The 21,623-nt window shown below is 66.6% G+C and carries 21 protein-coding genes; 6 read left to right on the top strand and 15 right to left on the bottom strand.

All coding sequences use genetic code 11. The annotated features are described in order from the left end of the window. Window positions 1-30: 30 nt before the first annotated feature. The 3 genes from Q8Z05_RS07080 to Q8Z05_RS07070 all read right to left on the bottom strand — a co-directional run bounded on the left by Q8Z05_RS07080 (window position 31) and on the right by Q8Z05_RS07070 (window position 2,747). Window positions 31-714 (bottom strand): hypothetical protein, encoded by a 684-nt coding sequence (locus tag Q8Z05_RS07080; protein WP_305943504.1) that lies wholly within the window; start codon window positions 712-714, stop codon window positions 31-33. Further along, window positions 714-2,207 carry a WXG100 family type VII secretion target gene (locus tag Q8Z05_RS07075; protein ID WP_305942765.1) on the bottom strand — a complete coding sequence of 498 codons (1,494 nt, stop codon included), beginning with the start codon at window positions 2,205-2,207 and terminating at the stop codon, window positions 714-716. Before Q8Z05_RS07075 ends, Q8Z05_RS07080 begins: the two co-directional genes overlap by 1 nt. Before the next feature lie 81 nt (window positions 2,208-2,288). Beyond that, window positions 2,289-2,747 (bottom strand): Lrp/AsnC family transcriptional regulator, encoded by a 459-nt coding sequence (locus Q8Z05_RS07070; protein WP_305943503.1) that lies wholly within the window; start codon window positions 2,745-2,747, stop codon window positions 2,289-2,291. Window positions 2,748-3,089: 342 nt separating this feature from the next. Between Q8Z05_RS07070 and gluQRS the strand changes: the two genes are divergently transcribed. Both gluQRS and Q8Z05_RS07060 read left to right on the top strand, forming a co-directional pair. Continuing rightward, window positions 3,090-3,986, top strand: a complete 897-nt coding sequence (gluQRS, locus tag Q8Z05_RS07065) for a tRNA glutamyl-Q(34) synthetase GluQRS (protein ID WP_305942764.1) — start codon at window positions 3,090-3,092, stop codon at window positions 3,984-3,986. A 9-nt stretch (window positions 3,987-3,995) separates the two neighbouring features. Beyond that, a complete protein-coding gene (locus tag Q8Z05_RS07060; protein WP_305942763.1) occupies window positions 3,996-4,601 on the top strand; it encodes a phosphohydrolase in 606 nt (201 codons plus the stop codon). Here the strand turns inward: Q8Z05_RS07060 and Q8Z05_RS07055 are convergent, their stop codons facing one another. The 11 genes from Q8Z05_RS07055 to Q8Z05_RS07005 form a co-directional block, all read right to left on the bottom strand. Next, window positions 4,602-6,104: a carboxylesterase/lipase family protein gene (locus Q8Z05_RS07055; protein WP_305942762.1), complete on the bottom strand. Its 1,503-nt coding sequence runs from the start codon at window positions 6,102-6,104 to the stop codon at window positions 4,602-4,604. 94 nt (window positions 6,105-6,198) lie between these two features. Further along, the gene (locus tag Q8Z05_RS07050; RefSeq protein WP_305942761.1) at window positions 6,199-7,449 is read right to left on the bottom strand and encodes a low temperature requirement protein A; all 1,251 of its coding nucleotides are present in this window, start codon (window positions 7,447-7,449) and stop codon (window positions 6,199-6,201) included. A 61-nt stretch (window positions 7,450-7,510) separates the two neighbouring features. Continuing rightward, window positions 7,511-8,827 (bottom strand): ATP-binding protein, encoded by a 1,317-nt coding sequence (locus Q8Z05_RS07045; protein WP_305942760.1) that lies wholly within the window; start codon window positions 8,825-8,827, stop codon window positions 7,511-7,513. 117 nt (window positions 8,828-8,944) lie between these two features. Next, window positions 8,945-9,823 (bottom strand): F510_1955 family glycosylhydrolase, encoded by an 879-nt coding sequence (locus Q8Z05_RS07040; RefSeq protein WP_305942759.1) that lies wholly within the window; start codon window positions 9,821-9,823, stop codon window positions 8,945-8,947. A gap of 84 nt (window positions 9,824-9,907) precedes the next feature. Beyond that, window positions 9,908-10,525, bottom strand: coding sequence for a DUF305 domain-containing protein (locus Q8Z05_RS07035; RefSeq protein WP_305942758.1), 618 nt, complete (start codon window positions 10,523-10,525; stop codon window positions 9,908-9,910). Window positions 10,526-10,662: 137 nt separating this feature from the next. After that, complete coding sequence (locus Q8Z05_RS07030) at window positions 10,663-11,193, bottom strand: hypothetical protein (protein ID WP_305942757.1); 531 nt, start codon at window positions 11,191-11,193, stop codon at window positions 10,663-10,665. Window positions 11,194-11,263: 70 nt separating this feature from the next. Continuing rightward, a complete protein-coding gene (locus tag Q8Z05_RS07025) occupies window positions 11,264-12,211 on the bottom strand; it encodes an L-lactate dehydrogenase (protein WP_305942756.1) in 948 nt (315 codons plus the stop codon). A 214-nt stretch (window positions 12,212-12,425) separates the two neighbouring features. Beyond that, window positions 12,426-13,982, bottom strand: coding sequence for an amino acid permease (locus tag Q8Z05_RS07020; protein WP_305942755.1), 1,557 nt, complete (start codon window positions 13,980-13,982; stop codon window positions 12,426-12,428). Between the two features lie 57 nt (window positions 13,983-14,039). Further along, window positions 14,040-15,455, bottom strand: coding sequence for an aspartate ammonia-lyase (locus Q8Z05_RS07015; protein WP_305942754.1), 1,416 nt, complete (start codon window positions 15,453-15,455; stop codon window positions 14,040-14,042). 48 nt (window positions 15,456-15,503) lie between these two features. Beyond that, window positions 15,504-16,553, bottom strand: coding sequence for an asparaginase (locus Q8Z05_RS07010; protein ID WP_305942753.1), 1,050 nt, complete (start codon window positions 16,551-16,553; stop codon window positions 15,504-15,506). A gap of 55 nt (window positions 16,554-16,608) precedes the next feature. Then, window positions 16,609-17,316 carry a FadR/GntR family transcriptional regulator gene (locus Q8Z05_RS07005; protein ID WP_305942752.1) on the bottom strand — a complete coding sequence of 236 codons (708 nt, stop codon included), beginning with the start codon at window positions 17,314-17,316 and terminating at the stop codon, window positions 16,609-16,611. A gap of 120 nt (window positions 17,317-17,436) precedes the next feature. Between Q8Z05_RS07005 and Q8Z05_RS07000 the strand changes: the two genes are divergently transcribed. The 4 genes from Q8Z05_RS07000 (at window position 17,437) to Q8Z05_RS06985 (ending at window position 20,828) form a co-directional block, all read left to right on the top strand. Continuing rightward, window positions 17,437-17,850, top strand: a complete 414-nt coding sequence (locus tag Q8Z05_RS07000) for a hypothetical protein (RefSeq protein ID WP_305942751.1) — start codon at window positions 17,437-17,439, stop codon at window positions 17,848-17,850. 27 nt (window positions 17,851-17,877) lie between these two features. Further along, complete coding sequence (locus Q8Z05_RS06995; protein WP_305942750.1) at window positions 17,878-19,206, top strand: DUF4241 domain-containing protein; 1,329 nt, start codon at window positions 17,878-17,880, stop codon at window positions 19,204-19,206. A gap of 111 nt (window positions 19,207-19,317) precedes the next feature. Then, window positions 19,318-19,602 (top strand): helix-turn-helix transcriptional regulator, encoded by a 285-nt coding sequence (locus Q8Z05_RS06990; protein WP_305942749.1) that lies wholly within the window; start codon window positions 19,318-19,320, stop codon window positions 19,600-19,602. Further along, window positions 19,599-20,828 carry a type II toxin-antitoxin system HipA family toxin gene (locus Q8Z05_RS06985; protein ID WP_305942748.1) on the top strand — a complete coding sequence of 410 codons (1,230 nt, stop codon included), beginning with the start codon at window positions 19,599-19,601 and terminating at the stop codon, window positions 20,826-20,828. Before Q8Z05_RS06990 ends, Q8Z05_RS06985 begins: the two co-directional genes overlap by 4 nt. 11 nt (window positions 20,829-20,839) lie before the next feature. Here the strand turns inward: Q8Z05_RS06985 and Q8Z05_RS06980 are convergent, their stop codons facing one another. After that, window positions 20,840-21,457 carry a uracil-DNA glycosylase gene (locus Q8Z05_RS06980; RefSeq protein WP_011693794.1) on the bottom strand — a complete coding sequence of 206 codons (618 nt, stop codon included), beginning with the start codon at window positions 21,455-21,457 and terminating at the stop codon, window positions 20,840-20,842. Between the last annotated feature and the right edge of the window lie 166 nt (window positions 21,458-21,623).

Below are 21,623 nucleotides of genomic sequence, written 5' to 3'. Positions count from 1 at the left end.
AGCTGTTCGGTCTCGGCCGGGGTCCGCGAGTCAGGCTGCGGGGCTGACGTGGACGATGATCACCTGGGTGTCCTTGGAGCCGTCATACCGGAGGTCGTAGTTGACCTCCAAGCCGGTGGACGTCCCGGGAGTGATGGAAAAGTCGCTCTTCCCTTCAGGGTCTTTCTCCGTCGATGAGATCCACCGCTCAGCGGAGCCGCCGTCGATTCCGTAGCGCTGCACGCCGTCGCGGATCAGGCCGAAGTACTCAGCCGCCGAATCTGCGGTCAGGAAGTAGGTTACTTCACTGAAGTCGGGGCGCTTATCCGTGGTGTTGAAGCGGATCCGGTCCGTTTCGCCCGCGATTTCGCCGTTCGGGGCCACAATCGTCAGCGCAATCTTGCCCGAGTCGCGGGTGTTGATTTCCGGGCCGGAGCTGTCCTCGGTGACCCGCACGTCAGCCTTGTTCAGCGAACCCGAACGCATGTCCAACCGCGCGGTTTTGGTGGCGCGGATCTGGTCCACTCCGGCGGCATCGAGGGTGGAAAATTCGGAGGTGCTCACGGTGCTCCCTGCAGAAGATGATGCGGCGGACGTCGGTTCGGTGGCGTTGGGGTTGCTGATCTGGCAGCCGGTGAGGGCGAGGCTTCCGGCCAGGACCAACACCGGCAAGACATGGCGGACGACGGCGGCCTGCCGCCGAAGGCGCGGGAGGCCGGCCCGCCGCGCGGGCATCACTGGTGCACCTCGGCGTCGAAACCGGACGCAAAGCGGTCCATGATGCCCGGGATGTTGTTGGTGGGACGGTACTGGTCCACGCGGTCGTTGAAATCCGAGCCGATGATCTGCCGGGCCCCGGCCGGGTCGGTAGCCAGCAGGTCCTGGTAGGCCGGCAGGGTGTCCTGCTTGATGAGCTCCCAGCGCTGGTCTGCATTGGCGATGTTCCCGTCGGGGAAGCCGGTGGTGAAGTCCGTGCGGAACTGGGTGGGGTTGTCCCAGTTGGTGAAGGGCACGTTTTCCGGGCCCGGACTTTCGACGCTGAACTTGTAGGGGAACACTTCGGGGTAGCTCCTGGCGCCGGGGATGGATGGTTCACCGGCCAGGGTCACCATGTAGGTCACGGCTTCCCCGCCGGGATGGCTGCGCATGGTGTCGTAGTCGTCAGCGATGATTTCGTTCTGCTCGCGATACAGGAGCGTGGTGTTGCCTGCCTGCACCTGCGCGGGGTCGCCGGAATCGACCTGGGCCCAGGCGCGTGCCGTGGGGTAGTCGATGGCGCCGGAGTCGCGGAGCCGGTTGATCTCCTCCAGGCCGCCGGCCATGTATGCCTGGTGCTGCCGGGCCTGGTCCAGGAAGATCTCCTTGTTCATGTCCAGCATGCTGGTCTCGTAGAACTTGATCTCCTGGTCGGTCATGCCGGCCAGCTGTTCGATCTGGTCCAGCACCGGCACTGGAATGTCCGACGCCGGGTTGTCGGCGATCTGCTGCGCGAGGTCCCGCATCGCGGCCATGTCCTTGAACCCGCCGGCGAACGACGGGCCGATCATGTTGGCCATTCCGGCCCACTGCAGGTCCGGGTTGGACAGGTAGGCCTGCCCGTAGAAGTCATAGACCTTCTTGATGGTCTCCCAGTTGTATTCCGTGCCCTTGGACGTATCCCAGTCCGCGGGATCGATGCCCATGTCCCGCATGGCCTGCTGGTTCCAGTAGTCGGAGAGGAACGCCGAATACTCCGGCGAATTCTTCTCGATCAGTCCCGAGTCGGCGGCAGCGTCCAGGGCGGACTTTGCGGCGTCCGGGTTGGCCAGCGCCCACTGCCTGAACTCTTCGCTTGTCAGATACTCCTGGCGTTCCGCGGGGGTCATACCGTTGAGCTTGTCCGTCAGCTCCTGCGCGGCGCCGTCGTTCGGTAAATTGCCGCCCGCGGGACCGGACCCGCCGTTGCCGCTACCCGCTGAACCGGTGCTGGCCTGATCCTGCTGGTCGGCGTTCCGCAGCAGTGCCCTGGACGCGTCCTGGATGCCGGCGGCGGCCGCACGGAGCGCCTTGGCGTGGGAGGCGTCCCAATCGCTGCGGAACCGGTCGCCGTCGTTGCCCTTCCACGGGCTGGAGGCGATGGACCCGCCAAGCTGCTGCCCCAGCTGCTCCAGCCTGCCGGCACCCGTCGCCAGTTCCTTGGCGAGCTGGCGCAGCTGCGCCACATCAGCGCCGTAGAAGTTCCCCGCCATGTTTCCCCCTGGTTGAAGTCCACGGCAAGCGTAACGGCTTTGACCCGGGGCGGCGATGGGGACAAGTCCCCTCCGGCAGTCTCAGGTGCCCAGCAGCCCGGTAGTGCGGTAAGGGATGACCTCGCGCAGGAACATGCTGGTGGAGGTGCGGACGATGCCTGGGCAGAGGCGGATTTCTTCCGACACCCGGTAGAGGTCGTCCGGGCTCTTGGCCACCACGCGGATGAGGAGGTCGGTATCGCCGGCCGGCGCGTGGCATTCCAGGACTTCAGGGATCCTGCGCAGGGCCGCGATGGCCTCGTTCAGGTGGCTCTGGTCCAGCTCAGCGCTCACCGCTGCGGCCACGCCGCGGCCGAGCGCCGAGGGCAGTACGCGGCTGCTGTTGGGACGGAGGGCGCCCGACGCCGTCATCCGCTCCAGGCGCGACTGGACCGTTCCGCGCGCCAGGCCCAGCTTCTGTGCCAGCACCATGATGGGCGCGCGGGGATCATCGTCCAGTGCGGCAAGGATCCTACGGTCCGTTGGATCGAGTTCCTGCAATCTGACCACTTCCTGTCCATCCTCGGCTCCGCAGTTGATCACTCTGACCAGTGACGCCGCGGCTCATTGCGCCAACTGTAGGTCTTCTGTTCAAATAATGGCAACAAGGGACGCAGGCTACCGCCGGATCCCGCAGGCTACAGGATCCCCGGCACACCACCCGGTCCCTGGAACAGGTTTCCCGCAAGGAGGCTGCCCGCTGATTGACACTTGTTCACGCATCGTCACTCCGCAAACACGGCAAGAGCCCCTGAGCTCCCGACGTCGGATTCCCGAAGTCATCGGTAGCTGAGGGGCTCTTGTGTTTGTTCGGGACGCCGCAGATCAGCCTAGGCTGGTGCCATGACTTCCGCCGGCCGTTTCGCTCCCAGCCCCTCCGGCGAACTTCATGTGGGAAACCTCAGGACGGCCATCCTGGCCTGGCTCTTCGCCCGCTCCACCGGCCGCCGGTTCCTGATGCGGGTGGAGGACCTGGACCGCGCGCGGGCGGGCGCGGAGGCGGAGCAGCTCCGCGATCTGGCGACCATCGGTGTGACCTGGGACGGCGGCGTCGTACGCCAGACGGACCGCGAGCCGCTGTATGCGGAAGCGATCAGCAGGCTCGCTGCGGCGGGGCTGACGTACGAATGTTTTTGCACCCGGCGCGAAATCCAGGAAGCGCCGTCCGCGCCGCATGCCCCCCAGGGGGCGTACCCGGGGACGTGCCGGAACCTCGATCAAGCTGAACGTGCCTTCAAAAGGACAATCCGGCCTGCGGCGATCCGGCTTCGTTCCGCCATGGCCGAGTGGACGGTCGAAGACCTCCTGCACGGGCTGTACACAGGTGTGGTGGACGACTTTGTGCTCCGCCGCAATGACGGCGTCACTGCCTACAACCTCGCGGTGGTGGTTGATGACGCCGCACAGGGGATCGACCAGGTGGTGAGGGGCGATGACCTCCTGCCCTCCACGCCCCGGCAGGCGTACCTGGCCTCGCTTCTGAATATTCCAATTCCGGAATATGCTCACGTGCCGCTTGTGGTGAATTCCGACGGCGCGCGGCTGGCCAAGCGGGACGGTGCCGTGACGCTGGCGGACCTCGCAGCCGCGGGCTGGGACGCGGGCGCGGTTCGGGACATCATCCTGCAATCGCTGGGGCTCCCGCCCGGACCGCTTCCGCTGGCCCTCGCGTCCTTTGACCCTTCGGCGCTGCCGCGGGAGCCGTGGGTGTGGCCCGGTGTGACGGCGGCAGGCGCGTAGGCTGGAACCATGCCAGACACAGGAACCACGGACGCAAGCGTCCCCCAGCCACGATTCACTGTTGAGACGGCCAAGGTCCTTGCCGAAGTTGCCCACAACCGCCAGAAGGACAAACTCAAGCGGCCGTACCGCGACCATGTTCTCGCGGTCGGCGATGCCCTGGCGGATTTCGATGACGACATCCGGATTGCCGGCTATCTCCACGACATCGCCGAGGACACCCCCATCACACGGCAGGCCCTGCTGGACATGGGCGTCTCCGAGCGTGCTGTGGGGATCATCGAGCGCGTCACGAAACGGTTGCACGACAACCCGGATGACTACCAGGCCGGCATCCGGTTCATCGCCGAGGACCACGACGCCACGCTGGTCAAGATCGCGGACAACGCCCACAATTCGCTGCCCGAGCGCGTCAAGGCCCTGGCTGAAAAGTGGCCGGACAAGCCGCCCGTCACGCGCTATGACGAAGCCCGGCCGGTGCTCTACAACGCCGTGCCGGTGGAAGAAGTCCGGATGATCCTGGCCCGGGTGAACCCTTGGCTGCTCGAGGAACTGGACGACCGCCTGGACGAGGCGGACGATACCGACTACGAGAACCTCTCCTACGAATCCTAGTTAGCGGATGCCCTCCCAGAGGGCCCGTTCCCACGCCCGGGGGTCGTGTATGACGCGGGATTCGGTGTCGAAGAGCATGGTGGTCCGGCGCGCGGGGTCGTAGCCCGGCCAGCCCGGATCGCCGGTAGCGGCGAAGGAAATCCACGCGGCATGCATGGCATCGGCCAGCTCCTGTGGCGGGTCTGCTCCCAGCAGCGGACCAAACAGCCTGGACTCCTTGTCCAGTGTGTCGAAGACGAACGGCACCTCCACTGCGTGGACTGCGCCGAGGCCGGGGGCGGGCCAGCCAAACTCGTACATATACGTGCGGGCAGACGCCGCCTCCGCGTGGGCGTCCGCCAGGCGGAGGGCGGGGAGCCGCACCCACCAGTCGGTTTCCACCGCGGCCAGCAGATCGCCGGGGGAACCGGCCGGGTAGTGGGAACGATACGCGCGGTATGCCACGTCGGCAGGGAGCCCGTACGCGGACATGGGCGGGAAACCGTCCACGCTGTTGGAGTCCGCAAGGTCCTGCTCCGTGACCTTGGCGATCACCCCCGTAATCGCCAGGAACAGCTTCCAGTCCTCGGTATTGGTGCCCACTATGACGTCGACGGTCGCGCCGGCGCCGGCACCGATCCGTTCGATGGGCCGCTGCGGAACGACGTCGCCGTCGATTGTCGGTTGCCACAGCATGAGGCCCGCCACAGCATCGCGTCCCCAACGCTCCGGGTCCGGCTGGGCGAAGAGATCAGCCTTCAATTCAGCCTGCGCCGCGAGGAACCGCTGGGTAGGCACGGCCGCAAGAGCGTCCCGAGTCGGCGGAACCCCGAGCTTCTCGGCGAGGAACCTGCCGATTTTTTGTGCGGTCCCTGTGGGAATCGCATGGTGGGCTGCCCCGCTCTGCAGGATGGCCCGCCGGAACAAACCCTCGGCCCGGGGCATCGAGAGGAGTACTCCGATGCTCATGGCACCTGCCGACTGGCCGAAGACCGTGACGTTGCCGGGGTCCCCGCCGAAGGCCGGGATATTCCCGCGGACCCACTCCAGGGCAGCGACCTGGTCGAGGAGGCCCACGTTGGCATGCCCGTCTCCAAGGTCCAGGAATCCGTCGGCCCCGACACGCCAGTTGATCACCACGCAAACCACACCGTCCCGGGCGAAGTTCGTGCCGTTATACGCCGCCGTCGAGCCAATCTCGAACGCGCCGCCCTGAATCCAGACCATCACCGGCAGGCCCGCCGAGCCGGGGTCGGGGGTCCAGACGTTGAGGTTCAGGCAGTCCTCACCGGCCAGCGCGGTGTCCCACTCCGTGCCCGCACTTTCCGGGGGAGCCAGCTGGAAAGGGGCTGCGCCGTACTGGGTGGCGTCCCGGACTCCGCTCCAGGGCTGCACCGGCTGCGGCGGCCGGAGCCGGTTCGCGCCCGAAGTCGGCGCCGCGTAGGGAACGCCCAGGAAACGGTGCACGCCGTTGGCAACGCTGCCCTGCAGTTGGCCATGCATGGTCTTGACGACGGTATTCATGCCTACCACCTTCACGGTCCCGGGGTTTCCGGCCACAGTGTCACCTTGGCAGCACCGGGGGTGTTGCTGAAGGGCCGAAGGTCACCCGTTGCTCTTACCGCTGGGAGGACGCCCGCTCCATCTGCTCCAGCGTGGCATTCATTTTGCCGGTGGCGCGCCTCTCGTCAATGACAATCGATGCTCCGAGCGCCAGCACGATCACCAGCAGGCAGACGGGCACCGAGAAACCGGCGGCGGCAAGTCCCACGCTGCCCGCCAGCGCTGCCAGGACGCCGGCTGTCACGGCAAGGACGGCACGGTCCACGCAGATCATGACGCTGTACAGCCACGTGAGGGAAAGTTTGAAGAGCGCTACGGGTACGGCGATGCTGGCTACGGCCACGGCGGCGCTGATGTGCGCCTCGTGGTCGATGAAGTAGGCGGCCACGTGCAGTCCGGCACCTGTTGCTGCGATGGCAGCGAAGAGCGGCATGTGGGCGTAGCCGAAGAAGAAGGAACGGTGCCTCTGGAGGTGCAGGGCCCGGCCGGCGGGAAGGATGAAGTAGATCCACCACATGGCGAAGGCCAGCGCCGTTCCGCCAAATCCCACCAGGGCAGCGTCCACGCTCCAGCCGTGGTTGGCCACGATGGCTCGGAGCGTTTCGATCGCGCCGATCAGGCATTCGCCGAGGGCGATGATGGCCAGCAGGCCGTAGCGTTCGGCGATGTGGTGTGCGTGCCACGGGGTCCGCATGCCGCGCTCCGCTGCATAGGGCGCAGCCATCTCCAGGATGAACAGGGGTGCAGCCACCAGGAAGGTGGTCAGGATATCTGCCTCGACGATGAGCACCGCGATCCAGCCAAGCTGCACCGCGCCAAGGTATGTTGCGTAGCGCAGGCAGGTCCGGCGTCGGACCGGGTCCTGCCGTGCCGCGCGCAGCCACTGGAACACCAGGGCAAGGCGCATGATCACGTAGCCGCCCACCATCACGCCGTTGTCCACGTGGTCGCCCTCCACCAGCGAGTGGAACATCGGCTCGATGCCCATGGCGAGGATCAGCACGCCGAGCAGCTGGATCATCGTGACCACCCGGAACACCCAGTCGTCGGTGTCGTAGGCGCTGGCGAACCAGGTGAAGTTGATCCAGGCCCAGATCACCGAAAACATCGCGAAGGAGAACCCCAGCAGCCCTGCACCGAAGTGGCCCTCGGAGATCTCGTGGGCGAACTGGCTGCCGGCAACTCCGAAGGCAATGACGAAGGTGAGATCGAAGAACAGCTCCAGCGGCGTTGCAGCCCGGTGCTTCTCGTGCGGATCGCGGCCGCCCATGCGCGCCATGGCATGCCGAAGGGGGTTGGTGGACATGGCTCACACAGTACCGCGGTATCGTGGGCCCACTCCAGAGGGCGCTAAATACTAAGGGGGACTACACCCGGCCCAGCGAGTCGATGTCCTCGAGGAAGTCCTGGTGGACCTCCTTGCTGACCGTGGTCCGGGTGTCCCCGATCGCGTCGAGGTAGTCCTGCGTGGCAGGGCCCTTCCGGACCGCCTCGCGTACGGAGGCGCTGCCGCCAGAAGCCAGCCCGCCGTCGTCGTACACTGCCTTTTCGAGCGCTCGCTGGGACGCGCTCCGGGCGGCGTACTCAATGTCCGCGGGGGAGAAGCCCTCGGTGCGGTCCACCAGCAACGCCACATCCACGTCGTCCACCACGGTGGCCGGAATGAAGCGCTGCCACATGGCCTCGCGGGCCTGGCGGTCCGGGAGCCCGATGGGGATCACGTAGTCAAAGCGGCCGTGCCGGAGGAACGCGGTGTCGAGTGCGCGGATGAAGTTGGTGGCGCAGACCAGCAGGCGGCCGGGCTGTTCGCGGAAGGCGGGGATGATTTTGAGGAGCTCGTTGGTGACACCCTGCAGGGGAGATGGCGGCTCGCCGGAGCGCTGGGACGCGATCTCTTCCACTTCGTCTATGAACACCACGGCATGTTCCAGCTCGGCGATCTCCAGGAAGGTTTCACGGAGGGCGCCAGCGAGCCCCTTGGGATCGGCGGCGAGCCTGGAGGGGAATACTTCCACGAACGGCCATTCGAGCCGGGACGCGATGGCCTTTGCGAACGTCGTTTTTCCGGTCCCGGGAGGGCCAAAGAGGACAACGGCGCGGGGCGGCACCACGCCGAACTCGTCCGCGAGGTCCGCCTCGGCCAGGGGAAGCACCAGCCGGCGTTCCAGCAGTTCCTTTTCGTTCCGCATGCCGGCCACGTTTTCCCAAAGGTCGCGGGCCAGGATGCGGCCGCCGAGGAGGCCCAGCGGCTCGAGCTCCTGGCGCTGGACGGGGATGGTGCGCTCGAAGTACCGGAGGTTCTTCTTGAGCACGAAGCCGCGGCTGAGGAACGCCTCCACCCGGGTTTCGGCCTCCGGCATCAGGGCGGAGAGCTTGTTCAGCCCGTGCGGCGCCATCCGGTTTTCGACGGCGGCCAGCAGCGAGGTCCCGATCCCGCGGCCGCGGTATTCGGGGAGGGTGGCCAGGAAGACGATCCAGCCCTGGTCGTGCGCGGCGCGGCCGACGGCGGCGCCCACCACCATATCGCCCTGCACCGCCACCACGGCGTGGTCCTTTTCGCAGGATGCCAGGACCTCGGACAGTGCGTAGACGGGTTCAATGTTGGTGGCCTTGAGCGACTCCCAGAGGTGCAGGATGCCGTCAAGGTCGGCCGAGTGGAAATCCCTGATCCGCCAGGTGGTCATGATCGTTTCTCCCGAGGTGGTTCGTCGTTGAGCCAGCGTGAACTTCTTAGCTGAGCATATGCGAACCGGACCGCGCCCGGGGTTGCGCCGGCGTTGCATTACGCCGGCGCAACCACGCTAGGAGGGACTGTGGGGACGGAAGGTGACCCCGGCGTCTTCAGACTCCAGCAGCCCGCCTGACGTGGCTGCCCACACACGCACGGAGCCGCCGCTGCCACTTGACGCGTCAATGGCGTACACCTCGCCTGGCAGGGTCCCGCGCGGAACCCAGCTGCTGCCGCCGTCGCGGGACTGGTGGACTGCGCCGCCTGGCTCCACGCCTATGACGTCGTTGTCGCCGACGAACGCAACGAACCGGAGGACCGGGGCGGCCCGGTTCAACGTCCAGGTGCGGCCGCCGTCAGCGGACCGCTGCAGCCCTTCCGCGGTGGTGCCGAGCACTACGTTGCTGTCCGGGCTTCCCGCCAGGGCGGCCGGGACAAAGGATGCCGCCACCTTTTGCCATGACTTTCCGTCGGAGCTGACCCGAAGGGCGTCGTCGAACGCAACGAACCCGGAGGCCGTGGTGGTCAGGGCGTGAAAGTCGGATGCCCCCTGCCTGGAGAGGGGCTCCCAGGTGGCGCCGCCGTCGGTTGAGCGCATCAGGCCGAGCGGGTCCGGGAGGGTTGAGCCCTTCTCCGGGTGGCCCGAAGCGTACAACGTGCCCTGGTCAGGGCCGGCAGTGAACCCCATGAGGTCGTGCCCGGGCCCGATCCTGACCGCCGGGTTTGCCGAGAGGTCGAACAAGCCGTCGTGAGTGGCAAGGAGCGGCTTGCCGGTCTCCCCGTTGACGGACAGGCCATGGACGTGGCTGTTGGGCAGGCCCTGCTGGGGTGCCTGCTGACTGGCACCTCCGCCGGTTGGCTGCTGGGCGGCTGAGCAGCCCGTGAGAAATAGAACGAGGCCCGATACGGCAGCGATGAGGCGGCCGCGCCGGGCAGCATGGGATGGATACAAGGCAGGCTCCAGCGGCTTGGAATGGGTAACGGACGGTGGCGCCGGACCAGGGGTGGGCCCGGTCCGGCGCCGGGGACCGGCGGCCTAAAGCGTCGCCAGCAGGTCCTGCATCTGCTTGATTTCAGCCTCCTGGGCGGTAATGATCGCCTGGGCGAGCTTCACGGCGTCGCTGTTCTGCCCGTCGGCTATTTGGGCCTTCGCCATCTGCACGGCGCCCTCGTGGTGCGCGATCATCTGGGTGAGGAACAGCTTGTCAGCTTCCGTGCCCTGGGCGGCGTCAAGTGCCTTGAGGTCGTCGTCGCTCATCATGCCGGACATGCTGTGGCCCGCTTCGCCGTGCCCGGCCATGGCGGTGGGTTCGTTCCAGCCCTTGAGCCAGCCGTTCATCTGTTCGATTTCCGGGCCCTGCGCGGCCTTGATCTTGGTGGCCAGGTCGGTGATGGCCGGGTTGACGCCCTGCTTGCCGAGCATCATGTCGCTCATTTCCACGGCCTGTGCGTGGTGCGGAATCATGGACTGGGTGAACAGCGTGTCCGCGGAGTTGTGGCCCATGGCAGCGCTGCCCGACGGTGCGGAACCGGAGCTCATTGCCCCGTGGTCCGCGGGCATGGACGAGGAGCCGGTGGTGGCGTTCGAGCCGCAGCCGGCGAGTGTGATGACGGCTGCCAGGGCAGCGGCTGAAAGGGTGAGTTTCTTCTTCATGTGAATGGTGTCCTTCGGGAATCCGGCATGGGGCGCCGGGATGGCGGATGCCTGGCTTCGGTGCGCGGGGTTCAACGCGGGGAGCCGGCATCCCTGGGCGGGGGAAGCACCGGGAGCGTCACGGTGCAGCTGCCGGTTTACGTCCGGCTGATGGAGAGTTCGCCGGGCGTGGGACTGCCGGGCACGTGCGCATAGGCGTACAGCACCCGGCCGGTGTCCGTTGCCGGTTCCGGGCCGGACAAAGATGTGGTGCCGGGGGGCGGCGCGGACAGGCCCGCGGTGGCCGGTGCAGGGATGCAGCTTGCGTGCGGGGCGGACATCTCGCCGGTTTCGCCGGTGGATACGCACGACGGCGGCGGTTCCGGTGCGCTGCTGCCCATGGGCCGGGCGGAAGCCGGATCGAGGGCTGCCGCGTGCGCCGTTGGGCTTGGCGCGGTCTGTTCCGCTGCACCCTGCGCTGCGGCGTGGGTTGCATGGGTTGCATGGGTGCCGGCGGGAACGGCCGCCAGGGCGCCCGGGCCGTGTTGTGTGTGCGAGGGCGCCAAGACGTGCATGCCGATGAATCCGGCCAGGATTGCGAGGACGCCCAGAAACAGGGCGGACCGGAGCCAGCGGCCCCCGGGGAAGGATCCCGCACGGAAGGACAGGGAACCGGCAATGTGAGGCACAGCGTTCTCCCTTCCTTGGTACCGCGCGCAGTGGCTGTAGCGTCCACCCGTTCAACGACGGATGCAGGTTTTAGATTCCCAGCGTACCCATGGTGTTCCGCAACGTATCTGCCGAATGCTGCAGCGCCGCCAGTTCGCCGTCGTCCATGGGCGTGTGAAGCACGCGGCGCACACCGCCGCGTCCCACAATGCTGGGAAGCGACAGCGCCACGCCCGAGATCCCGTACTGTCCGTCCAGCACAGTGGACACGGGCAGGACGGCGTTCTCGTCCCGGAGCAGGGCTTCTACGATCCGTGCGCCGGAGAGTCCGATGGCGTAGTTGGTTGCTCCCTTACCGGCGATGACCTTGTAGGCCGCCTGCGTCACCTCGCGGGCCGTCTCGGCGAGGTAGTCCGGTGTAAAGATGCGTTCGCCGTCGTCCTCCCACTCGCGGATGGGGACGGGGCCGATCGTGGCGCCGGACCAGACGGGAAACTCCGTGTCGCCGTGCTCGCCCACCATGCTGGCATGGACGCTGGCCACGGAGACGCCGGCGCGGCGGGCAAGCAGCCACCGCAGCCGCGAGGTATCCAGCACGGTGCCGGATGAGAAGACGCGTTCGGGCGGCAGCCCGGAGATTTTCTGCGCTGCCACGGTGAGCACGTCGCAGGGGTTGGTGACCAGGACGTAGACCGCGTCCGGGGCTTGTTCCAGCAGTTGCGGCATGAGCTGTTCGAGGATGCGGACGTTCGTCCCGGCGAGGTCCAGGCGCGTCTGGCCCGGCGCCTGCTTTGCCCCGGCGGTGATCACCACGACGTCGGCGCCTTCCGTCACGGCGATGTCGCCGCCGCCGGTGACGGTGGCGGCTGCCGCGGCGAACTGGGTGCCGTGGGCGAGGTCCAGGACTTCAGCCTCGGCTTTGAGGGCGTTGACGTCGAACAGTGCGATGTTACTGGCCGAACCCCGGATCAGGGCGGCGTAGGCCAGCGATGTGCCCACGCTCCCGGCACCCACCACGGCAAGTTTGGATCCTGACATGAGTTACCTCTTCCCCGGCCCCGGAGTGCCAGGACCCGCGCTGGTGGGGCAACTGCCCGCAATGGCTTCATGCTACCGATTCAGTAGCAGCCGCACACCAGCGCGAACGGACACTTAAGCCCCCGGCAAGAGCGCGAACGGACACTTGCGGCCTTTGAATCCGAAGATTTTGGGGCCGCAAGTGTCCGTTCGCGCTACGGGGATTCGTGGGTGGTTAGCTGTTGTCTTCCGAGCCTGAGCCCGGACCCGGGCGGTTGGCCACGAGCGGGTAGGGGCCGGTGAAGCCGTCGCGGACCGCGGCAAGCTCCAGGACCCGGTCCCGGCAGAGGCGCCAGCCCAGCATCAGCGCCGGAATGACCACCAGCAGCGAAGCGATGGTCCAAGTGCCCACGGGTGAGTCGAAGGCCATGAGGACCAGCACTGCCAGCAGGAAGGCCAGCGTGATCCAGCCGGTCACCGGTGCACCCGGCATCCGGAACGCCGGCCGCAGGAGTTCGCCGCGCTTGGCCAGCCGGGCCAGCTGCATCTGGCACATCACAATCACGGCCCAGGTGCTGATGATGCCCAGGGACGCTACGTTGAGGACGATTTCGAAGGCTTCGGCGGGAACGATGGCGTTGAGCACTACACCCAGGACAGCCACGGCAGCGGTCAGGGCGATGCCGCCGTAGGGGACACCTGCCTTGTTCATGCGGGCGGCGAACTTGGGGGCGGACCCGGTGACGGACATGGAGCGCATGATGCGGCCGGTGGAGTAGAGGCCCGCGTTGAGCGAGGACAGCGCCGCGGTGAGGACCACCAGGTTCATGATGGCGTCCACGCCCTCCACCCCGATGGAACCGAAGAAGGTGACGAACGGGCTTTCGCCGGCTTTGTACGAGGTGTACGGCAGCAGCAGGGAAAGCAGCACCAGGGAGCCGACGTAGAACACCGCAATACGGACGATCACCGTGTTGATGGCCTTGGGCATGATCTTTTCCGGGTTCTCGGTTTCGCCGGCCGCGGTGCCGATCAGCTCGATCGAAGCGTAGGCGAACACCACGCCCTGCATCACCACAATCGCAGGCAGCAGCCCGTTGGGGAACATGCCGCCGTTGTCCGCGATCAAGCTGAAGCCCACCTGCTGGCCGTCCACGGGGGTGCCGAAGATGACGAAGTAGATGCCCACCACCAGGAAGGTCACCAGCGCCACCACCTTGATGAGCGCGAACCAGAACTCGAGCTCGCCGAAGACCTTGACGGAGACCAGGTTCAGGCCGAGGACCAGGATCAGGGCCGTCAGCGCCCAGACCCACTGGTCAACTTCCGCAATGGGTGCCCAGTATTTCTTGAAGAAGTTCATGTAAAGCGCGACGGCGGTGATATCCACGATTGCGGTCATCGCCCAGTTCAGCCAGTACAGCCAGCCGGTGACGAACGCGGCCTTCTCGCCGAAGAACTCACGGGCGTAGGAAACGAACGATCCCGACGAAGGGCGGTGCATCACGAGCTCGCCGAGGGCGCGGAGGATCATGAAGGCAAAGAAGCCGCACACCGCGTAGCTGATGATGAGGGCCGGCCCGGCAGTGGCCAGCCGGCCGCCGGCGCCCATGAAGAGCCCGGTGCCGATCGCACCGCCGATGGCGATCATTTGGACCTGCCGGGGCTTGAGTCCCTTGTGGTAGCCCTCGTCCTCGCGGTGGAGGGTGGCTTCGGAGGCGTGGGCGTGCGCCGGGATGGTGTGGTCGGTGACGGCCTGCTTTTGGGCAGTGTCCTGCTGGGGCTGTGTCATGGGAGTCCTTTGGTTTCCTGTTGGGGAGGAGCCGGAGGTGCTTCGGTGGTGGGGGTGTTACTTGCTGAGGTTGGCCAGGCGTTGGGGGCTGAGGAGTTCTTGCAGTTGCTCGGCGGTGAGCAGCTGGTGTTCGAGGACGAGTTCGGCCACGCCCTTGCCGGTGGCGAGGGCTTCCTGGGCGATGGCGGTTGCGGTGGCGTAGCCGAGGTGGGGGTTCAGCGCGGTGACCAGGCCGATGGATTGTTCCACGGTGAGGCGGAGGTGTTCGGTGTTGGCGGTGATGCCCCGGATGCAGCGTGCGGTGAGGGTGCGGCAGGCGGCTTCGAGGTGGGAGATGCTCTTGTGGAGGCTGTGGACGATGATGGGTTCGAAGGCGTTGAGCTGGAGTTGCCCGGCTTCGGCGGCCATGGTGATGGTGACGTCGTTGCCGATGACTTCGTAGGCGACCTGGGAGACCACTTCCGGGATCACCGGGTTGATTTTGCCGGGCATGATGGAGGAGCCGGACTGCACTGCGGGGAGGTTGATTTCGCCGAGGCCGGCGCGGGGGCCGGAGGAGAGCAGGCGCAGGTCGTTGCAGATTTTGGAGAGTTTCACGGCCACGCGTTTGAGGACGCCGGAGAGGTGCACGAAGGCGCCGACGTCCTGGGTGGCTTCGATGAGGTCCACGGCGGTGACCAGGGGCAGGCCGGTGATGTCGGCCAGGTGCCGGCAGGCTGTTTCGGCGTAGCCGGCCGGGGCGTTCAGGCCGGTGCCGATGGCGGTGGCGCCGAGGTTGATTTCGTGGATCAGCAGGTCCGCTTCGGCCAGGCGGAGCCGGTCCTCGCCGATGGTGACGGCGTAGGTCCCGAATTCCTGGCCGAGGGTCATGGGGACGGCGTCCTGGAGCTGGGTGCGTCCCATTTTCACCACGGTGCGGAATTCGGCGGCTTTGCCGGCGAAGGCTTCTTCGAGTTCTGCCAGGGCTGCGAGCAGTTCGCGGGCGGCGAAGATGGTGCCGAGTTTCACGGCGGTGGGGTAGACGTCGTTCGTGGACTGGGAGAGGTTGACGTGGTCGTTCGGGTGCAGCCGGGCGTAGTCACCTTTGGGGTGTCCGAGGATTTCCAGGGCGCGGTTGGCGATGACTTCGTTGGCGTTCATGTTCGAGGATGTCCCGGCGCCGCCCTGGATGACGTCGACGACGAACTGGTCGCTGAGTTTGCCGTTCAGGACGTCGGTGCAGGCGGCCTCGATGGCGTCGGCGCGTTCGGCGTCGAGCAGGCCCAGTTCGCGGTTGGTGCGGGCGGCTGCGAGCTTCACGGCGGCGAGGCCGCGGACCAGGTACATGTTGGAGGAGAGCGGCTGGCCGCTGATGGGGAAGTTCTCCACGGCCCGGAGCGTATGGACGCCCCAGTACGCGGAAGCGGGGACATCGCGGTCACCCAGCAGGTCGTGCTCCGAGCGGACGGCGGCGGGGGATGCAGTTTCGGTCATGAATATCCTCGGGAGGGGGGCTGGGGAGATGGATTGGTGAGGCCGCGGCTACGTTGCCGGGACGAAGTGGGTGGCGGTCAGCGTTCCTACGGGTCGGCCGCCGCCCAGGACAGCCGAGGTGGCGATGCCCGCCAGGGGTGCGGTGTCGACGTCGAGCGCTTCCAGCGCGCGGACAGTGACCGGCATACGGGCGCGGTCGCCGCCGTCGGAAATCTTCACGGCCACGGCGCTGCCGTCCGGCAGCCCGACGAGCTGGACGCCTTCGAATCCGTCCTTGGCTACCGCTCCGGGGAGCAGGCGCATCAGTTCGGTGACGTCGCGGCCCTCGCCTGCCACCTTGTCGGGGTGCTGCATCATGGAACGTCCGACGGCGGCTTCCGGACTTCCGGGATCGGTCACCACCGCCGCGGCGAGGCGGCCGAAGGCCCGGGCCATGCCGCGGAGGGTGAGGGCGTAGAGCGGAGTGCCGCAGCCGTCAGTGCTGGTGCGCTGGGGCTGTTCGCCGGTGAGGTCCCGGACGGTGGCGGCCACCAGTTGCTGCAGGGGGTGCCCCGGATCAAGGTAGCCGCGGACCGGCCAGCCGTTGATCACGCAGGTGGCGGCCATGGCGGCGTGTTTGCCGGAGCAGTTCTGGGTGATTTTCGTGGCGGTTCCGCCGGCGCGGAGCCATTCTTCGCGTTCGTCCGGGCCGTACGGGAGGTCGGTGCTGTTCTCCAGGGCGTCAGCCGTCAACCCGTGCATCTCGAGGATACGCAGGGCGCCGTCGCGGTGGATGGCTGCTCCGGAGTGGCTGGCGGCGGTGAGGGCAAGGAGGTCGGCGGGCAGGTCAAGGCCGGCGCTGACCATGGCGACGGCCTGTAGCGGTTTGAGGGACGAGCGCGGGTAGAAGGGGGCCAGCGGGTCGCCCGCCGAAAGCAGCGTGCGGAGGCCGCCGTCGACTGTTTCATCCCGGGCGGTGGCGATCACCGAGCCGTAGTGGATGCTTTCCACGAGCCCGTCGCGGGTCTGCACGGCCAACGGTGTGTGCTGCGGCAGGGCCGCAAGATCCTGTTCCTGTGCTGGAGCGTGGGCGTGGGCGGGCAAGGCAGGGGAGAGCATGGAGTCCTTGGGATCGGTGGTGCGGCGTCGGTTGCGTGATGGGTGATTGGTGCGGCTACTGGTTGAGGATGGAGTCGAGGGCTGCACCCACGGCCTGTAGGTGCTCCTGCATGGCGGCGCTGGCCTCGGCGGCGTTGCCGGATTCGATGGCGGCCAGGATCCGCTGGTGTTCCTGGTCCGAGGCGTGTTGGCGGTCGGCCACCATGTTGAGGGTTTCTGACTGGTGCGCCAGGGCGTCGCGGATGTCGGAAACGACGTTTTCGAACACCTTGTTGTGGCTGGCGCGGGCGATTGCTGCGTGGAAGCTGGAGTCGAGGGCCACCCAGGCTTCGGGGTCGTCCTCGGCGGCCATGGCGGCCACGATATCCCGCAGCCCGTCAAGTTCCTCGGCAGTACGCCGTTGAGCGGCGAGGCCGGCGGCGGGGACTTCAATGTGGGGGCGGGCCTCGGTGAGGTCCAGGGCGGAGTACTGCCCGAGCACCAGGTCCTTGGCAACCCGGCTGGCCACCACGAATGTGCCGCGGCCGGTCTTGGTTGTGGTGAGGCCGAGGGCGTTGCAGGAGCGCAGAGCCTCACGGACCACGGAGCGGCTCACCCCGTACTGCTGGCTGAGGGTGGCTTCGGAGCTCAGCTTGGTGCCGACCTCAAGCTTGCCGGATTCGATTTCCGCGCGGAGGACGTTGAAGACGGCTTCGGCCGCGCTGAGGCGGGCGAGGGGCTGGGTTCCGGGCTGTCCTGCTGTCCGGCTGTCTGACAGGTTCACGGTTAAAATATGGCACGGGTCACACGGGGTGTCAATTGTGAAGGGCGCGTCAGGGGATGCACCGGTGCGCCTCCCGGCCAAGGTCTTCCTTATCCAAGGGTCGCTGGTTAGTCTCCTCCCATGGATGAATACTCGGAGGAACTCGTCAGGCTCGCTTTCATGGCGCTGGACCACGCGATCGATTCGGTAGTCTCGTCGGGCGCAGATCTGGTGCCGTTTGTCATCCGGGAGCATGGCGGCCAACGGAACCTGCAGCGTTACCTCGTGGGGGATCAGCTTGAGGCAGGCGTCGCTGCGGCCAGGCAGTCCGTCAGGGACGAGCCGGCGCCGGATCGCGCCGCCGTTGCCTGGGATGGGTTCATGACAACTTCGGAGGGGCGGCAGGAGGCCGTTTTTGTTGAGTCCTACGAGCACGGTACGCCGGCAGGATTCATCATGGCGCAGCGGTATCAGCGGGCCGGTTTCCTCAAGAGAAAGCGGGAATCCGTGGGGAATCCCGCCCTCGTGGAGAAGAATACGGCGCCGCTTTTTTAGCGTGGAGACGGCGGAAAGGTGCGTGGCATGAGTCAGAACGAGGTCCGCGGCAGGATCGAGGCATTCGTTTCAGATTTTCACACGAGGTGGGAGCGGTCTGGCAAGATGCCGGGCATGGCCGCGTTCGACCTTGGCGCCTTCCAGGCTTGGGCAGCCGAGCTGGAGGAACTGGTCGCGACCCATTGCACCCCCGGAGTCCGCACCGGCCAGGAAGGTGCGCTGTCTTCCAGTCCTGCGCACGACCCGGCCGCCGAGCAGATCACCCAGATCGAGGTCGACGAGGATACGGCGACGGTCCGCTCGGTAATCCAGGCGGCCGGGAGCGCCGCCTTCTACTACGAATACCGGCTGTTGCGCAGCGACGACCGCTGGCGGATCTCCCAACTTTCGACCTTCCTCGACCCGCCCAGCGCACCCCTGATAGATCCGGTCCGGGCCGAGGCGCTCATGCAGGGCGCAACACCCGACGCCGCCTTGCCCGACCTGCCGTCGCAGCTGGTGCTCGACGTGCCGGGATTGTTTACAGCGGGCCGGTTGGTCGCGCCGTTTGGCAAACCAGCGCCGCTCGAGGTCCGCCATCTTGGCGAGCTCACCTGCGCCTCCGGGGTGCTGACGATTGTGGACTTCGGGTCCGTTGACGCACACATCGTCCCCTTGACGCGACGGGTAACGCCGGGGACCTATCCTGTTGAAGTCTCCATGGTGGCGGGCGTGACGGTCGCGGTCAGGCTGCTGCTCTCCGAGTCGCCGGAGGTTAGCTGGCACCCCTCCGAGTTCACCGACGGCACGCACGAGGTGGGAGTCGATGCCGGAAACGTCGCCCTCGTCGACTTTGGCGCGCTGGTGGCGTGCCAGGCGCAGCGCGTCGAGGCGATGTTTCAAGAGCACGTAGGGCGGCTCATGGAGACGCCGGGCGCCATGTTCACCCTCACCGGCGGGGTGGTGGATGCGGTCATGGTCACGAGCGGATATGGCGACGGGACCTACCCGTGCTACTGGGGTTTGGCCGCCGACGGCAGTCTCACTTCACTTGTTGTCGACTTCCGCGTGCTCGCTGAGAACATCCTTCGCACCAGCCACGTGCCGTTCCGCCCCGGGCCCGTCGGCACACCGGAACTCGCTCGTCACGAACTGCGGATCACTGCGGATAACGGGTCGTTCGTCGTCAGCAACAGCGGCGAGAACATCCGCGGCTTTCGGGTGCTGGCACCGGACGGCGCGCTCCTTGTGGACGGAGACCATCTCGGCATCTTCATCACGCGGGGCACCTCGAATACGACGTGGAACCCGGACGCGCCTCCTCCACCCGGCTCCGTCCTCGAGGTCACCGAGTACCGCGGGTACCGGCACATCTGAGCGTCCGACCGTCGGCACGTTCGTACCGGTCTGCTCCTGATAGTTATCCGTGACTCGGCGTAGACTCTTGGTTGGGGAGAAAACGGCACGATCGTACCTATCGGAGTAGTCATGACGGAAAGTTTCACGGCCGCGTTGGCAACAGAGGTGCGCTCACGTCGGATAGCCCTGGGCCTGACTCAGCGGGATCTCGCGGATATGGCCGGAGTCTCGGAAAGATTCGTCAGGTTCGTGGAGCAGGGCAAGCAGAGTATTCAGCTGGATTCCCTAACCGCCGTGCTGGAAACCCTGGGCCTCGAGCTTCGCCTTGCCACCAGAACCAGCCAGGCCGCCCGGGCGCTGTCCGCACCTGCACCGGTTCAGGGCCTTGCGGCGCGCGAGGAAACAGAATCATGAGGCACCGCGTCGCCGATGTCTACAAGGCCGGGGTACTGGCCGCCCGCCTAGAACGGCACGGCGGCGGCACCATGTTCAGCTACCTGCAGGCGTACCTCGCGGCGGGAGGTCCCGCCGTCGCCAGTTCGCTGCCGCTGAGCCCTGAGCCCGTGCTGTCAGCGGCGGGAGCAGCGCCGCCGTACTTCACCGGGCTGCTGCCGGAGGGCAGGCGGCTGAACGCGCTTCGGCGTTCGGTGAAGACGAGCGTTGACGACGAACTATCGCTCCTGATCGCGGCGGGCGCCAACCCGGTGGGTGATGTGCAGATCGTTGGCCACGGCGAGCCGCTGGACCCGGACGAGCACGCCGTCGAACTGAACCCCAAGGCGCCGGTCGATTTCGACGCCCTGCTGGGCGATTCCGGACTGATCGACCCCGTGGCGCTTGCCGGAGTGCAGGACAAACTGTCCGCCGGGATGATCTCCATGCCCGTGGCCAGCGCCGGGCGGCGCTACATCCTCAAGCTCAATGCGCCCGAGTTCCCGCACGTGGTGGAGAACGAACTGGTGATGTTCCGCTACGCCGCCAAGCTGCGGATACCGCTGAGCAAAGTGCGGCTGATCCGGGACGTCGGGGGCCGGCCGGGGCTGTTGGTGGAGCGGTTCGACCGGATCCCCCTGGCGGGCGGCGCGCACGGCGCGGTGCAGCGGCTGGCCGTCGAGGATGGTGCGCAGGTGCTGGGGCTGTATCCCGCGGACAAGTACAACGTGGGGTACGGGCAGGTGTGCCACGCCCTGGCGGAGTATTGTTCAGCGCCGCTGCCGGCGTTGCGGAACCTGGCCATCCAGGCGGCTTTTGCGTGGCTGAGCGGGAACGGCGATCTCCATGCGAAGAACGTGTCGATGGTGCAGCAGCCGTCGGGGGAGTGGTCCATCGCCCCCGTCTACGACATCCCCTCCACAGTGGTTTACGGGGATAAAACGCTCGCCCTTACGCTGGGCGGCAAACGCACGGGGATCTCGCGGAAGCATTTCCTGGGCTGGGCAACCGGCCTGGGGCTGGCAGAGCGCGCCGCCGTCCAGGTGCTGGAGCTCGGCCTCAAGGCGTCGGGTCCGCTGGTGGCCGACCTGGAGTCAGGCACCGCTTTTGTGTCAACGAACGACGACGGCGCCTCGCCGTTTTCGGCGACGGTCACCAGGTCGTGGCTCAAGGAGCTCAAGCACCGGCGCAGGTTGCTGGAAGGGTAGGGAAAGTGTGCCTAGAGGTGCTGGATCCCGGCCCGCTGCATCGCGTCCCGGTAGATCTCGACGCTCTTGCTCAGCAGTTCTTCCTGCTTGTTGGCGGATACTGCGAAGGCCCGTCCGCCGAGGGCGCTTGCCTTGTAGATCTTGATCCCGGAGTTTTTCAGGGACTGATGGTACGTCTTTTCGAAGAGGGTCAGGAAGGTCTGGGCATCCGTGCCGTGGGCGATGATGGCCGAGACGCGCCTGTTGATCTTCAGGAACTGGCGGAAGGGCCGCAAGCCGTCCGTCTTCTCCTGGACGTTGAGGGCTGAGGGGAGATCGGGGTCGCGCACCCAGGGGTAGGCGTTCCACGGCATGACGTAGCGGGGGTCGAGTTCCACGATTTCGTAGATTGAGGTGGCCCGCCGGGCTGCTTCGTCGTCGTTGAAGTGCGAAACAAAACCCGATTCGGTGCCCTTGCCGGGACTGACGTGGAGGCTGACGATCCTGCATTCGTCTTCGTCGTGAACGGGATCGATATACGGGACTATTGAGCCCGGCTTCTTTTCCATCAGTTCGTCGCAAAGCTGGGTTACAGCTGCGATGTTCGGTTCCTGCAGCAGGGCCTTTTTTTCGTCCCAGTCAATCGTCACGATTTCTCCCTCAGCACACGGCGTCCAGAATCAGGCGTCTGGTTCCACTCTACGCTTTTGGCCGGGGTTGGTGTTCGGCGGATTCCAAATCCGGGGTTCCCGGCATCGTGGTGGGGCCCAGCGGCAAGAGTCTCACGACCTATTTTCTGACGGCACGAATAGGCGT

Origin of the sequence: Arthrobacter oryzae, from assembly GCF_030718995.1 — a bacterium.
Taxonomy (GTDB): domain Bacteria; phylum Actinomycetota; class Actinomycetes; order Actinomycetales; family Micrococcaceae; genus Arthrobacter; species Arthrobacter oryzae_C.
Note: the sequence above shows the minus strand (reverse complement) of the source record. Positions and strands in the feature narration are given on the sequence as shown.

What these genes read in the sequence shown, in the direction of transcription:
- Q8Z05_RS07080 (WP_305943504.1), bottom strand. Translation starts at nt 714, where the DNA reads ATGCCCGCGCGGCGGGCCGGCCTCCCGCGCCTTCGGCGGCAGGCCGCC.
- Q8Z05_RS07075 (WP_305942765.1), bottom strand. Translation starts at nt 2,207, where the DNA reads ATGGCGGGGAACTTCTACGGCGCTGATGTGGCGCAGCTGCGCCAGCTC.
- gluQRS (WP_305942764.1), top strand. Translation starts at nt 3,090, where the DNA reads ATGACTTCCGCCGGCCGTTTCGCTCCCAGCCCCTCCGGCGAACTTCAT.
- Q8Z05_RS07060 (WP_305942763.1), top strand. Translation starts at nt 3,996, where the DNA reads ATGCCAGACACAGGAACCACGGACGCAAGCGTCCCCCAGCCACGATTC.
- Q8Z05_RS07055 (WP_305942762.1), bottom strand. Translation starts at nt 6,104, where the DNA reads ATGAATACCGTCGTCAAGACCATGCATGGCCAACTGCAGGGCAGCGTT.
- Q8Z05_RS07050 (WP_305942761.1), bottom strand. Translation starts at nt 7,449, where the DNA reads ATGTCCACCAACCCCCTTCGGCATGCCATGGCGCGCATGGGCGGCCGC.
- Q8Z05_RS07045 (WP_305942760.1), bottom strand. Translation starts at nt 8,827, where the DNA reads ATGACCACCTGGCGGATCAGGGATTTCCACTCGGCCGACCTTGACGGC.
- Q8Z05_RS07035 (WP_305942758.1), bottom strand. Translation starts at nt 10,525, where the DNA reads ATGAAGAAGAAACTCACCCTTTCAGCCGCTGCCCTGGCAGCCGTCATC.
- Q8Z05_RS07025 (WP_305942756.1), bottom strand. Translation starts at nt 12,211, where the DNA reads ATGTCAGGATCCAAACTTGCCGTGGTGGGTGCCGGGAGCGTGGGCACA.
- Q8Z05_RS07020 (WP_305942755.1), bottom strand. Translation starts at nt 13,982, where the DNA reads ATGACACAGCCCCAGCAGGACACTGCCCAAAAGCAGGCCGTCACCGAC.
- Q8Z05_RS07015 (WP_305942754.1), bottom strand. Translation starts at nt 15,455, where the DNA reads ATGACCGAAACTGCATCCCCCGCCGCCGTCCGCTCGGAGCACGACCTG.
- Q8Z05_RS07010 (WP_305942753.1), bottom strand. Translation starts at nt 16,553, where the DNA reads ATGCTCTCCCCTGCCTTGCCCGCCCACGCCCACGCTCCAGCACAGGAA.
- Q8Z05_RS07000 (WP_305942751.1), top strand. Translation starts at nt 17,437, where the DNA reads ATGGATGAATACTCGGAGGAACTCGTCAGGCTCGCTTTCATGGCGCTG.
- Q8Z05_RS06995 (WP_305942750.1), top strand. Translation starts at nt 17,878, where the DNA reads ATGAGTCAGAACGAGGTCCGCGGCAGGATCGAGGCATTCGTTTCAGAT.
- Q8Z05_RS06990 (WP_305942749.1), top strand. Translation starts at nt 19,318, where the DNA reads ATGACGGAAAGTTTCACGGCCGCGTTGGCAACAGAGGTGCGCTCACGT.
- Q8Z05_RS06985 (WP_305942748.1), top strand. Translation starts at nt 19,599, where the DNA reads ATGAGGCACCGCGTCGCCGATGTCTACAAGGCCGGGGTACTGGCCGCC.